This is a genomic window from Corynebacterium capitovis DSM 44611 (assembly GCF_030440535.1).
GTDB lineage: Bacteria > Actinomycetota > Actinomycetes > Mycobacteriales > Mycobacteriaceae > Corynebacterium > Corynebacterium capitovis.
In genome coordinates, this window is the sequence record NZ_CP047117.1 from 1,920,585 (window position 1) to 1,933,132 (window position 12,548).

A 12,548-nucleotide genomic window follows, 5' to 3' on the forward strand; every position below is an offset into this window, starting at 1 on the left:
ACATGGGACTAACCTTTGAGTGGCTCCGCAACAACCGCGACCTCGCTCTGCGCCAAGTCGTCGAACCCACCGCCGCCGAGTTCGACGTCGTCCAAACCAGCGAGCTCGAGGACGCCTCCGAGTTCATCCAACCCAACTCCCTCGTCCTCACCGTCGGCATCGCTTTCAACGGCCGCGAGACGAGTCTCGGCCCCTACATCGACCACCTCGCCGACGCCGGCGCCGTCGCCATCGGCTTCGGCACTGGCCTGACGTTCCCCGCCCTGCCGCACACGGTCATTGACACTGCCACCCGCCGCGGCATCGGTCTTTTCGACGTCCCCCGCCACGTCCCCTTCATCTCCATCGTCACCGCCGCCCACCAGGAACAACGCCGCCTCGCTCACCTTGAGCAGCAACAGCTTTTCGACGCTCAAGAACGCCTCACCAAAACAGCAACCCGCGGCTCCCTCGACGCGCTCCTCACCGAGGCCGCCGCAACCCTGCACGCCCGCGTGACCATCAGCACCGCCCAGGGCACCGTCGTGGGCGTCGGTGACAGCGGCGAGACAGGTCCGACCACGCACCGCACCTCCTACCGCATGACCGCGGGTTCCGAGCGCCACCACGAGATCGAAGTCCGCTCCACCCGCGAGCTCACGCCCGCGTCGCGCTCCCTGATCCGCCACGTTGCCGGCTTAGCCGACATGCTCCTGGCCCGCCCCTTCGAACTACGCGCCGCCCGCAACGAGCTCAACTCCTTCGCCCTCTCCGTCCGCCTGGGCCTGGGCACCGAGACCGACCTTTTGCCCACCGCCTTCGACTCACCCGTCGATGCAGACGGCCTGACCAGGCCCGTTATCGTCGCCGCCGACAACGCCCGCGCGCTCACCCGCGCCCGCGCCTCACTTGACGACTCCGCCGAGCACGCCGGCCAGTTCCTCTACACCGCCCCCCTCGACACCGCGAGCTTCCTCCTCCTCGTCCGCGGCGACCAGCCGATTCCCGACCTTCTCGCCTCCTTCGGCCCCAGCGCCCGCCAGGTCCGCATCGCCGTCGGCCGCCGCATCGCCGCCACCGACCTCACGCTCAGCCACCTACGCGCCCTGCGCACCCGCGCGGGCCTTCTAGCCCTGGGCGAGCATTCGCTTCCCGACGCCACCGCGCTGCCCTGGCTCACCGAACCCGCCGTCGTCACAGCCCTGTCCGCCCGACACGCCGAGCTCTTCGACCGTTTGAGGCATCTCGATGACCGCGACGGCACCGACTACGCCCGCACCTTGACGGTCTACCTGCGCCATGGCGGCCAGCTCGTACACACCGCGGACGCGCTGGGGATTCACCGGCACACCGCGCGCAACCGGATCGCAAAGATTCAGGAGCTGTGCGAAATTGACTTGTCAGATCCGGCGACGTTCGCTGAGACGTTCTTTGCCAGTTTGGTGGAGGAGTAGGGGAGTAGCCTTCGACGCGGAAACACGAGTTTGCGGCAACGGAACTCAAACTTAAATCTGCGGTTCGTTTTCTGGTGTTTCCGACATGCTAGACCACCCGAGAAATCTAATTATGCGAGCAGCGAGCGCCGAATCCCGGTTAAGTGTAGCGACTACGGCTCGGCCATAGTCCTCGCTCGACCTATACCTCAAGCTGTTGGCTACTGCTTTGGGTAATCCGGTGTCACGGATCGAGAATTCTTTCACGATAGTTTCGAGATCCTGACTACTCAATGCGGCCCGCAATTTGGACAATTCTTGCGGATACGGTGAAGTCAAGTTGAGCGAAAAGCTTTCTCCGTTGTCTTTGAGCTCTCCCTTGCTTGGTAAACAGCCGAGAACACGGCGTCGCAGTATTTTGACTGCGTTGGTTGCCGCGAGGTTCTCCTGAACTTTGGCGCTATCTAAGGTGGCCAAGGCACTCCGCTTCGCCTCCTCGAACATAGCGTTCCCATCCGACCCTAAGTTTTCACCCTGCTGTTTTGCTAGTGCCTCTATAACATCGGGCAAGTACAGCAGACTTTTGATTTCGTTGCAGGGAAGAACAAGGATTCCTTTTGCTCGAAGTTTTTCACTTTCCTCGACATCGCGGTTATCTCCGTCTACAACTCCCCAACCAGAGATCCAATGAAAACCATCCGTTTCTCGTATGCCTGTTACTACCTTTTGGACGTTTTCGCTGCTTCCCGAGGGAGAAATGTGATAGTCAGGAAACAATGTACCGAGCAGAGCGCAGTCGAGACTCGATGGTTCTCCCTCAACGAAGAGGATGCGCCTTCGGCCACCTAGAATGGCACGTTTCAATCTTTCGTTAATTGGCTCTTTCGTTGCTAGAGACTCAATATGCCATCCCAGCGGGGCCCCGTCGGTCGACCAACGCATGCCGTCTACTAGATAAACGGAGTTGATTTCGGGATTGATTGTCTCAACGAGCTCGACATCATGAGTTGATAGCACGAAACCGCAATCGGGCCGAGCCTCGATCAAGGATGAGATTAACCCCGGTGAAATCGAGCGGTGCAAGTGACGCTCTGGCTCATCAATCAATTGGATCGAATTTAGTGGCGCCAAAAGCACGTCTGCTGCTAACAGTAACGCGGATTTTTCGCCATCGGACATTTTTGAGATGGGGTATCTCGAATTATTACGGACAGCGTCGAGGCCCATACCGTCACTCAATTGGAAGCCAAGGTTTAGACCGCAGCTCTGCATGATTTTCGAAATCGTCTCTAACGGCGTTGAACCCAAGGATTCACTGCATTCGCCCTCGCGGAAATTTCTAACCAGTTGCGCGTTTGCATTAACTTCTTTTCCCAAAAGATCAAAGAGGGTTCCGTTGAGCCTCTGTTCTTCATATTCGCCGTTCGTCCGCGAATTTATGTCTCGATCATGCCGGGAGATGAATTCGACGTACTGGCTTCGCATCGAACTTGTGAGTTCGACACCGGATGACTTGAACCAAATCCTGCGGTGTGCTGCCAGTCTTCTAACTGGGACGTCCATTGTCTGACTGATAATCCACGAGATCAGCGAGGACTTTCCAGCGCCGTTCGGTCCTACTAAAGTAACCACGCCGCCGGATTCCAGGGTGATATCGACAGTACGATCGTCGTCGCTCGTCGGGACATACCAGTGGCGTTCGAACCCCATACTCGCAAAATCATACAGACTGCGTTTTCTAATCTGGCGGTCAATCTCGTTCTCGAAACGGTGATCCATTTGGGGACTGCTCGGAGCGGTAAGAACTTGATGTAGCACGGGTTCCATCACCTCTTTCCATTACCGGGTTAATTCAATCCGCTTGAAAACTAGAGGGCCCGTTTAGTTGCCAAGGTCATTAACGGGCCGAACCAGGGGTAGCCTCGCACCCATGTCACTCAACAACGCGCAGCTGGACGCCACCCGGCGCGAACTGGCCACGAACCTGCAGCTCCCCGGCCTGACGGCGGCCGACATTGCGGCGCGCCTGGATCTCGACGAAGACGAGGTCACCCGGGCGATTGCCGTCGATATTGCTGACCCACGCCACGTTTGGATGGTACGCAACATCATCGAGACCGCCGCGCGCGACAACGGCGCGGAACCAGTTCCCGACAGCTCGCTTACCGAGGCCAACCGCTCCCGCGCCACCACCTAGTTCGGCGTCGACGACTACCGCTAGCTTGCGGACTTCTCCGTCAGGTCGACAAGCTTCGCGTCCTCAACCGCACGCTGCACAGCCTGCGTGCCCTTAACAGCTGCCGACTTGCTCTCGTACGCCTCGCCCGTAGCAACAACCTCACCGTTGCCGGCCTTGAGGCGGAAGCGGTACTTGCCGCTCTTGTCCGCGTAAACCTCGAACTTCCCGGCCATCGTGGCTCTTTTCCGTCGTACATCCTTAGGCGGATACATTACGTCTAGGGAAGGGGAGGAGAGGGAGAATTGGCTGGGAAGTTGGGGCGGCGTTTGAGTTACTTTGGCTCCCAAAGCTCCTCCGGCTCGAAGTGCGTGGAATCCTCCTCGTTTAACCCTGCGGAGACATCGCGGGGCACTGGCTTACCGATGGCCCGTTCGATGAGCTGGCATAGCTCCTCGCGGCGTGTCTCGAAAAAACGATCAAATTCGTCTTTGCGCAGAAATTCCGGATCTACGAGGTGGCGGGTAAGCACCTCGTCGAGGGTATCCGGAGCTATTTCGGTCCGCTGCTCAATCTTTTCGACGTAGCGTGACGGCGCCACTCCTCCAATGATGCGGTTTGTTTTCGCGCTGAGCATTGTCTTGTTGACAATGGACTCTCGGTACTCATCATCAATCCCGTTCCGGAAACACCATGCCTTGGGGAAGATGTGGTGGATGTCGACATCCATCTCCTTGTACTGGTAGGCACCGAACTCTTTCGCTTCCATCCAGTCGCGAGTGCCGTTGGCCATGAGAAGCGCCATCGCCCCCTTGTACGCCGCCGAATTTCGAGTACGTAGGGAGTGCAAGCGAGATTCGACAAAATTGGCGTCTAGGACCGTACGTGGTGTTGGGGCCTCGTCCGACCGGCTCCACTCCGGAACCATTTCAAGGTCCCGCGTGAACCGAGTTTCGATGGTGCTTCCGTACAGCTCACCAAACACCCCAGACCAGTACCAACGAACAATCTTTGCTCTGACGGGGTGGAGGTCTGTATCGGAACCAAGAACTACACGAATCGCAGCCAGCGGGACCAGCTGCTTCGGGTACGGAATATCACGCGCGGTGAAGATGTGCAGATCAGCGAGGAAAGACGATGCCCACACAAAGGCCTCACGGAGCGGGTCCCTCCACTCCAGATAGTCGTTGAGAGTGAGTTTTAGAACATCTTCTCTCTTGGCGGTGACAGCAACTTTCCGGCTTTCGCTGGCGCCAGCTTGCTGGCGCTTCAGGCTGGCTAGCATCGTCACGGCTTGAAGCAAGTCGGTGTTCTCCACCCCTTCAAGGACCGGGTAATCCTTCCACAACTGCTTCGTCTCCAGCCAGTCGTCGTTGAGCCGGAAGTCCTGACCAGTTCTCGCATAGTGGTCGCCATCACCTGCGAAGACAGCGGTCAGTAGCTCAAACACGTTCAGCGGAAGGCCGCCGATGTTCACCTTCTCGAACACCGTCGCAACAGCCGCCTTGTCCGTTTCCTTATCGAGCTCGATGGCGGGGATCTGGTAGTTGCTCGCAGGCACGACAAACCTCTCGTGGAATTCCCTCGCGAGTTTTGGTTCGGGGCAATTCATCAACCAGTTAATCCACCTGTTGGAGTCGTAAAGAAGAGTCACCGGAATGCAGTTGTTTTCATATTGACGCTCAACGGTGCTCACGTCGAACTTGATGTCGCGGTTGAAGTTTTCGCGCACGACTCCGTCCGCGGGAATAGAGAGCACCGCTTCATCAACGGCATCGGGATTCTCAACAGCCCTCTTGATGTCGATGAAGAACCGGCGGTCGAGAAGCTTGCCTCGCGTGTCTTTTGTGTGGACGATCCCGTCCCCAGTGAAGGCTTGAGTTAACGAGGTCAGGCGCTGCTGGCCGTCGAGAAGCAGAAAGCTCGGCTCAAGTCCGTTAGGAACCCCTGCTCCCTCCACAGGTCGCGGTTTGAATCGCACCTGGTCATTGCCGGTCTCCAGCAGCATGACGACACCCATTGGATGACCGCGCAGGACAGTGATCAGGATTTGACGCACGCGTTCCTCATCCCACTTGTAACCGCGCTGGAAATCCGGAAGCTGGATCGCGCCACTCGTTGTCCGCTCCAGGTACTTCTCCAGGGTGTACATCGGGGTTTGGAAACCCATGGGTGCTCCTCACTCTTGAACCGTTTCGTTGGTGATAGTACTTGGGCGACGGGAAGAGGGCGGGGAGATCATCTCCTCATCCATGCTCTCTGGGCTAGCTCGGGACGCGTCCTACCAAAGCAGTGGCAAGCGTCCAAACCGTGCCACACCGCTCTGAACTGGAAATAAACTGGATGTATGTTGTACATAGCCATCGCCTTGCTGGCGATCATCGCGGTTGGTTATTTCATCTACAAACGAGTCCACGCGGCATCGGCGATCTTCGCAGTGGGCGTCATTCTTCTTATGATCGCCGCGGCGACCGGACGCGTCGACCACACGTCACTCGACATCGAACCAAGCGACAACTCCTTCTACGACGAGCTTCTCGTCGTGGAGCAATTATTCAAGTCCCGCTTCTCCGGCACCGGCATGGCCATCATGGTCCTCTTCGGCTTCGTAGGCTACATGCGCCACATTGGTGCCGACGCACGCACCGTCGTCGCCCTCTCCCGCCCCCTCCAACGCTTTCACGGTTCCTACTGGCTCGTCCCTCTCGGCTTCCTCGTCGGCACGCTCCTGTCGCTCGTCGTCCCCTCGGCCAGTGCACTCTCCCTCCTCCTCGTCGCAACCCTGCTCCCCGCGCTCATCGCCGCAGGTCTCACACCACTGACCGTCGGCGCAATCATCGTCACGGCATCAACAATCGTGCCGACGCCCCTGGAAGCCGGCCTCATCCAAGGTGCCGACCTCGCCGGCATGTCCGTCACCGAGTTCGCCTTCGGCAGCGTCGCCAAAGCCACGGTCCCCGCGCTCATCGTCACCGCGTTCGTGCACATGTGGTGGCAGTGGCGGTGCGATAAGAAAGACGCTCGGCGCGAGCAAGAGCAATCGCTTATCGACGCCCCCGAGTCCGCAACCTCCGACGACCGAGTCGAAGATGCCATGCGCCGGGCCCAGGGCCTCCCCGGGTACTACGCGGTCCTGCCGCTGCTCCCTCTTGTTTTGATCATTGTCTCGGCACTCCTGAACCGCCTCGGCGTGGTCTCGTTCGAGGCGGACATCCTGCCCGTCACCGTGGTCTCCCTCTTGGTGACGATGGTCATCGAGTCCATCCGCCACCGCAACGTCAACAGCGCCATTGACGACCTCAACCACTTCTTCCGCGGCCTCGGTGAAGGCGCCGGGGGAGTGGTCGCACTCATCGTGGCCGCGGCCATTCTGGTTGAAGGCATTACGCAGATGGGTGTCATCGACGCGCTGACCAACCTCGCCGGCGATTCCCATGGCGCTGCCGCGATCATTGTGCTGATCTTCGTGGTGGCCACCGGCCTGATGGCTATGCTCACCGGTTCGGGAGTGGCGCCGTACTTCGCGTTCTCCGAGATGGTCCCCGGCTTGGCAACCAGCTCCTCCATCCACGCCCCGCAGATGCTCACCTCTATCTGGGCAACATCCAACACGATGCGGCAAGCCTCACCGGTCAACGCGGCGGTCCTCATCGTCGCAGGTGCCCTGGATGCCAACCCCGTTGAGATCATCCGGCGGACCATCGTGCCGATGCTTGCCGCCACCGTCGTATCGGTGCTGTGCGCGTTCCTGTTTATCTAGGGGGTGACTTTTCAGCTATCGATCCACTCGAAATAGTCCTCGTCGATCTCCACGATCTGAATGCTGCGTTTGACCTGTACGCCAACGCCATATCGGATCATCAAGTCGGCGAGGAGACGGCCGTCGATTAGCACCACACGAGTAGGAACCGACTGAGCGTAGCTAATAGCGGCTTGGCTAAACGCTCCTGTTGTCAGGAAGACGCCTTGCGATGCCTGGGCACCGTGAAGTGCGCCAACAAAGCCCTGGACATCCGGACGGCCGATGGTTTTGCTCATTTCGTAGCGCTTGGCCTGAACATAAATACGCGATAAGCCGAGCGCGTCCTGGTCGATCACCCCGTCAATTCCGCCGTCGTTGGACAGCTGGGTGCGCGTGGCTCTGCCGAACGAACCGCCGTAACCCATCGCCATTAACAAATCCAAGACCGCTTGCTCGAAGAAAGTAGGTTCGTGTTCATGCAGCCGCTGTAGAAGCTCGTCCGCCACGATTTTTTCGTTTCGACGTTGCCCCTCTTCTACCTGTTCAAGAGGGGTAAGGACGCTGTCTTCGTCTACCTGAATTGGTTCCTCGGGCACCGAGGGCAGGCTGGAAGTGGTGAAATCGGCATAAGACTCCCCAGATTCTGCGCGAAGAGTTTGTTCCGATAAGCCCAGTGGGTACTTTTCGAGGAGTCTGCACCCCTCGTCAGTAATCTGCCATTGCCCCCGCCCAGGAGACGACACTGCACCGGCTTTACTTAAGTGCGTTATTGCCCAGCTCCCACGGTTCAGGAATCTGGGCTCCCCGGACTGGACTGTGAGCTTACGCTCATCGCTAGGAACCCCGATGAGATCGGCGGCCGAAAGTACAATCTCGCGTCTGCGGTGGACGCTCCCGTCCATAAGGACCTTCAGGCAAGGGACCAAAAATTGGTCCCACGTCGGTACCGCCATAACGCCTCCTTACGGGTCACGGGATTAGGAGTTTTACGGCCTTTCTTTGGTCCAATGACACTCGTCGAGCGCGTAATTACCATCGATTATCCGCATAACCCACAAGACTGGTGACCAGCATCAGTGATTGGACACAGTTACGCTTATTGAACTGGCGGTGGGTCACCGCATGAACACTCGCGTGGCGTGAATACTGGTGCGGTACTGGGTCTCCTTTGATCGGCCAAAACTCCTCGTGAGCATTCCAAACCGGGAGCCAAACTAGCGGCTCAATTATTGTCATCTGATCAAACTGTCGCGGAGCCTTGGCATCTTTCGGATGATTTTTGACGAGTTTCGCGTCGTGCTGGCTCGGGAAAAGTATCGTAGTAAGGCTGTCGAGGATGACGGTGAACATTGCCTGCGCCGGGAAGACGTAGCCTGCGCGCATGGCTTCGATGCCTTTGAGTACGAAAAAGGTTTGTTCTTCTACAATTTCAGATTGCGACTCTTCTAAGACGCTCTCACAATCAGCAATAATTGAGTCGAAACAGTCATTAAGGATTTTCCTCCGCGCTGGGCGACCAGGGGCACGAAGAAGCCGGAGTGCTGTATTACTACGTGGGACCAAATAGAGCGGGATCGCCTCTTTCCGCACGAACTCATCCACTTCCCCTGCTGTCACCTCTCCTACCAGATCGCGAAGGTTCGGAGGCAAGGTCGCCCGGTTGATCCCGCGAGCCATTAACTCTAGCTGTTCCTGGAAGTGAGAAATCAAGGGAAGCTGAGCCTTTGAAGCCTCTCGAACCGCCTCCTTCAGTCCTAGATCGAAAGAGCCTATGAAGTTTGCACGCAACTCGAACCCAAGACTGCTCGTTATGTCGGCAATTGCTTCGCCAACCGGCAAATTTGGCAGAAAAAGAGTAGGAACCAAGTGCGGGTTTGGAGTTAATTCTGGGATCGTCGTCCTGTACAAACTATCGGCCAACCCAGCAGCAAGAGAAGGCATCCCCAATGAGACCTCAATCGATTCGCCACGAGTGTCAAGAAATGGTTTTTCCGGTGTCTCAAAAACGTTGCTTCGTTGATAACTCTCCAAACTTGCCCGATCACCATCGGCCGGGTTTGAAGGGTCTCCATGATCCCGCCCGTTCGCCGAGAGCTCTCCAAATTCATTAGGCGGCATTTTTCGCCGCCACGATCATGTGCGACAGCACATCAAGGAATTTGTCGAGATTCTCTGGGTCTGAAGTGACGGTCTGATACACCTCTTGCGACTCCTTTGCCGCCTGTATGATGGCACCGAGGCCTTTACTTTTGAAGGTTTCGGTGCCCGCGATTTGCGATGGGTCATTTTCCAGGGCCAACGCTTGTACGGTTTCGTCCTCAACCAGAATCCCGTAGCTCGCTCGAATCACCGATCTGGCTGCTTCCGTAGATCCCTCGATGCCCCGAGCTGCGAGAAGGGCGTTGACCTGGTCCACCGCGACATCGAAGGCTTCTTGGACCGGAGAATGCTCGTCCACCGGACGGCCGTCGAATCCAGGTAGTTCGAGCTCTCCGCTGAGTTCCTGAGCAGCCAATTCGAGATCGGCGGGGTCCGATACGGGTTCGACAGCAACACCAACTAGTTCAATACCTACCGTGTAATCATCGTCGTCGTCTTGTCGCTCCAGGTTGAGGTTCTGGGATAAGAGGCCTGCAACGATCGCCCGTTTGTGCAGTAGAGCGTCTTGAAAGTCGACGATCTGGCTCAGAAACTCCCATGCATGGGCGTATTTGAGCAAGTTTGACCTAAATGATTTTCCCTCGCTGTAGGCTTCCTTGTCTTTCCTCAGACGAGCGTCACGCATTTGCTGGTTCCACCGCGCACGTATGGGAGAGACCAAGCCCTGCAGCGTTTCAGCGTCCGCGCCAGCGATGTACGCATCGGCCAAGTTGTCCAGTTCTTCCGGAGTGTAAAACGCCGCCGCATCAAGCACATCGCCTAGGTCCGCCAAGGCATTCGCGGGGATTTCGTCTTCGATGTGGGCATCTTGGTAGTAGGGCTTGAAAGCCTTGAGGATGGCAACGGGCTCGTTGATGAAGTCTACGACCATTGGCTTTGGTTTGTTGGGGAATACCCGGTTGAGTCGCGACAGTGTTTGGACGGCTTGTACCCCGGAGAGTTTGCGGTCGACATACATCGCGCATAGGCGGGGCTCGTCGAAACCGGTCTGGAACTTATTCGCCACGATAAGTACCTTGGCCTCGTTGTGCTCCCTGAAGTGCAGGGCGGTGTCGCTCACACTGTTCATTGAGCTCTCAGTGACCTCGATGGCATTGTCGCCTTCTCCGTAGATCAGTGAACCAGAGAACGCCACGAGGGTCGTCATGTCGCTGTATCCGCGTTTGGCGATGTACTCGTTCATCTTGAGCGACCAGGTCACCGCCGACATCCGGTCGGCGGTGACCACCATGGCTTTGGCGGTGCCGCCCAGGTGGTGCATGACGTTGCGGCGGAAATGCTCGACTGTGACCTCGACCTTTTGGGCGATGGAGGTGGGGTGCATGCGTACAAACCGCACCATGTCGGTCACAGCCTTACCGAAGTCGACGGTGTCCTCCCGGCCCAGCTCGTCACGGATACGGGCAAACATGGCATAGGTGGAGTAGTTGGCCAACACGTCGAGGATGAAGCCTTCTTCGATGGCCTGGCCCATCTGGTAAGTGTCGAAGGCCACCCGTCGGCTGGGATCCTCTGGGTCCACAGAACCGTACGCCGCCAGAGTTTTCGCCTTGGGTGTGGCAGTAAGAGCGATAAAGCTCAAGTTCGAGGCATTTGCCACGGCCTTGTCCATCGCCAGCAGCACGTCGTCTGCCGTGATGTCTTCATCCCCGGGTGTCGGGGTGTCGACATCGACCAGGATCTCGCGCAGGCGGGTCGCCGCCTCACCATGCTGGGAGGAGTGGGCCTCATCCATGATGACGCAGTAGTTACGCCCCTGCAGCGCGGGGGATATTTCCATCATTTTCGCCAGGGCGGGAAATGTCTGGATGGTGCACGAGATGATGTGTCCGCCCTGGGACAGCGCCGCTTCAAGGGTCTTGGATTTCGACCCCAGCTTGTTGTCAACGTTGACCACCAGGCCTTCGGAGGCTCGCAGCAGGTCCAGGCCTTCTTTGACGTTGTCGTCGAGGACGGTACGGTCGGTGACCACAATGACCGAATCAAACACGGGCTTACCGGCAGGGTCAATGAAACGGCCTGCCCGGTGGGCCAGCCACGCGATGGTCTTGGTTTTGCCTGAACCGGCCGAGTGCTGGATCAAATACCGGCCGCCGGCGCCGCTGCCGGTGGTGCGGGCGCGTGCGGCGATATCGCCGATGACCTTCTCAGTCGCCCGCAGCTGGTGGTAGCGGGGGAACACCAGCCGGCCTGAGTTGCCCTTCGAGGCTGGCTCCCACAGGGCGTAGTCCCGCAGAATACGCAGGAACAACTCCGGTTCGAATACTTCCCGCCACAGGTAGGCGGTGTCGGAGCCGTCCGGGTTGACCGGGTTGCCGGCGTGGCCGTCGTTGCCTTGGTTGAACGGCAGAAAGAACGTTTTCAGCCCATCCAGGGCGGTGGTCATGTAGACCTCCTGGTTGGAAACCGCGAAGTGCACCAGTGCCCGACCAGGCTTGAGAAGGGGCCTGTTCTTGGTCGGTTTGCGATCCACCTTGTACTGCTTGATGGCATCACGCACCGCCTGCGTGTTGTCCGTCTTGAGCTCCAGGGTGGCCACCGGAATACCGTTGACGGTGAGCACCAGGTCCAACGTGTCAGTGCCGGTGACGTCGAAGGGCACCTGCCGCAGCACACGCAACCGGTTCTTCTGCGCGTCTGCAATAGCACTGGTGTAGAGGAGGTTTTCCGGGTAGAAGGCCACCATGTTGGCAAAAGTGGCCTTCATCTGGCCACGCTGGGCGTGGGAGAAGCCACTTCGCAAAGTGCCCAGCAGGCCGTGCTGAACTTTCTTCGTCCGCGCGTTGAGGATCGGGGTCTTGTTCAACATCTCTGCCAACCGGTCGAGCAGCTTGGCGATGTAGACCTCGCGCTGCACACCGGTCAAGCCCTCGGGTACGGCCTTGGCGAACTCCTCCGGGTACTGGGTCTCCAGCCAATGCAACACATCCGGGACGTAGAGCGCGCGCGCCTTATCCCACCCGGGGTTGGTGGTGTCAGGGGCATGGAGCCACCCGGATTTACTGAGGTGGCCGACGATAGTGTCCTCGAACGCCTTCTCCATCGTGGACTGAATACC

9 protein-coding genes and 1 pseudogene are annotated in these 12,548 nt (G+C 58.3%); 3 read left to right on the forward strand and 7 right to left on the reverse strand.

All coding sequences use genetic code 11. The annotated features are described in order from the left end of the window. The first annotated feature begins 2 nt into the window (after positions 1 to 2). On the forward strand, positions 3 to 1,433 hold the full coding sequence (locus CAPI_RS09330) for a PucR family transcriptional regulator (RefSeq protein WP_018017169.1): 1,431 nt from the start codon (positions 3 to 5) through the stop codon (positions 1,431 to 1,433). A gap of 51 nt (positions 1,434 to 1,484) precedes the next feature. Here CAPI_RS09330 and CAPI_RS09335 read toward each other — a convergent pair whose 3' ends face one another. Then, a complete protein-coding gene (locus CAPI_RS09335) occupies positions 1,485 to 3,191 on the reverse strand; it encodes an AAA family ATPase (RefSeq protein ID WP_169331506.1) in 1,707 nt (568 codons plus the stop codon). A 151-nt stretch (positions 3,192 to 3,342) separates the two neighbouring features. On the opposite strand from CAPI_RS09335, the gene CAPI_RS09340 reads away from it, so the two are divergent. Then, positions 3,343 to 3,609 (forward strand): DUF2316 family protein, encoded by a 267-nt coding sequence (locus CAPI_RS09340; protein ID WP_018017170.1) that lies wholly within the window; start codon positions 3,343 to 3,345, stop codon positions 3,607 to 3,609. A gap of 20 nt (positions 3,610 to 3,629) precedes the next feature. On the opposite strand, the gene CAPI_RS09345 is transcribed toward CAPI_RS09340, so the two are convergent. Together CAPI_RS09345 and CAPI_RS09350 are read right to left on the reverse strand one after the other, a co-directional pair. Beyond that, positions 3,630 to 3,824, reverse strand: coding sequence for a YegP family protein (locus CAPI_RS09345; protein ID WP_018017171.1), 195 nt, complete (start codon positions 3,822 to 3,824; stop codon positions 3,630 to 3,632). Between the two features lie 98 nt (positions 3,825 to 3,922). Next, positions 3,923 to 5,758, reverse strand: coding sequence for a GmrSD restriction endonuclease domain-containing protein (locus CAPI_RS09350; protein ID WP_018017172.1), 1,836 nt, complete (start codon positions 5,756 to 5,758; stop codon positions 3,923 to 3,925). A 177-nt stretch (positions 5,759 to 5,935) separates the two neighbouring features. On the opposite strand from CAPI_RS09350, the gene dcuC reads away from it, so the two are divergent. Beyond that, positions 5,936 to 7,348 (forward strand): C4-dicarboxylate transporter DcuC, encoded by a 1,413-nt coding sequence (gene dcuC / locus CAPI_RS09355; protein WP_018017173.1) that lies wholly within the window; start codon positions 5,936 to 5,938, stop codon positions 7,346 to 7,348. An 11-nt stretch (positions 7,349 to 7,359) separates the two neighbouring features. Here the strand turns inward: dcuC and CAPI_RS09360 are convergent, their stop codons facing one another. The 4 genes and pseudogenes from CAPI_RS09360 to CAPI_RS09375 form a co-directional block, all read right to left on the reverse strand. After that, positions 7,360 to 7,926, reverse strand: coding sequence for a restriction endonuclease (locus CAPI_RS09360; protein WP_245531637.1), 567 nt, complete (start codon positions 7,924 to 7,926; stop codon positions 7,360 to 7,362). A gap of 147 nt (positions 7,927 to 8,073) precedes the next feature. After that, positions 8,074 to 8,283, reverse strand: a pseudogene (locus tag CAPI_RS09365) (winged helix-turn-helix domain-containing protein); the annotation flags it as partial. A 76-nt stretch (positions 8,284 to 8,359) separates the two neighbouring features. After that, positions 8,360 to 9,448 (reverse strand): hypothetical protein, encoded by a 1,089-nt coding sequence (locus tag CAPI_RS09370; protein WP_156806804.1) that lies wholly within the window; start codon positions 9,446 to 9,448, stop codon positions 8,360 to 8,362. Beyond that, positions 9,438 to 12,533, reverse strand: a complete 3,096-nt coding sequence (locus CAPI_RS09375) for a type I restriction endonuclease subunit R (protein ID WP_040356702.1) — start codon at positions 12,531 to 12,533, stop codon at positions 9,438 to 9,440. The genes CAPI_RS09370 and CAPI_RS09375 overlap by 11 nt, the downstream gene beginning before the upstream one ends. Positions 12,534 to 12,548 lie beyond the last annotated feature (15 nt).

Bases quoted from the DNA above. Each gene is read 5' to 3' on its own strand.
- dcuC (WP_018017173.1), top strand. From the start codon at position 5,936: ATGTTGTACATAGCCATCGCCTTGCTGGCGATCATCGCGGTTGGTTAT.
- CAPI_RS09330 (WP_018017169.1), top strand. From the start codon at position 3: ATGGGACTAACCTTTGAGTGGCTCCGCAACAACCGCGACCTCGCTCTG.
- CAPI_RS09370 (WP_156806804.1), bottom strand. From the start codon at position 9,448: ATGCCGCCTAATGAATTTGGAGAGCTCTCGGCGAACGGGCGGGATCAT.
- CAPI_RS09350 (WP_018017172.1), bottom strand. From the start codon at position 5,758: ATGGGTTTCCAAACCCCGATGTACACCCTGGAGAAGTACCTGGAGCGG.
- CAPI_RS09335 (WP_169331506.1), bottom strand. From the start codon at position 3,191: ATGGATCACCGTTTCGAGAACGAGATTGACCGCCAGATTAGAAAACGC.
- CAPI_RS09375 (WP_040356702.1), bottom strand. From the start codon at position 12,533: ATGGAGAAGGCGTTCGAGGACACTATCGTCGGCCACCTCAGTAAATCC.
- CAPI_RS09340 (WP_018017170.1), top strand. From the start codon at position 3,343: ATGTCACTCAACAACGCGCAGCTGGACGCCACCCGGCGCGAACTGGCC.
- CAPI_RS09345 (WP_018017171.1), bottom strand. From the start codon at position 3,824: ATGGCCGGGAAGTTCGAGGTTTACGCGGACAAGAGCGGCAAGTACCGC.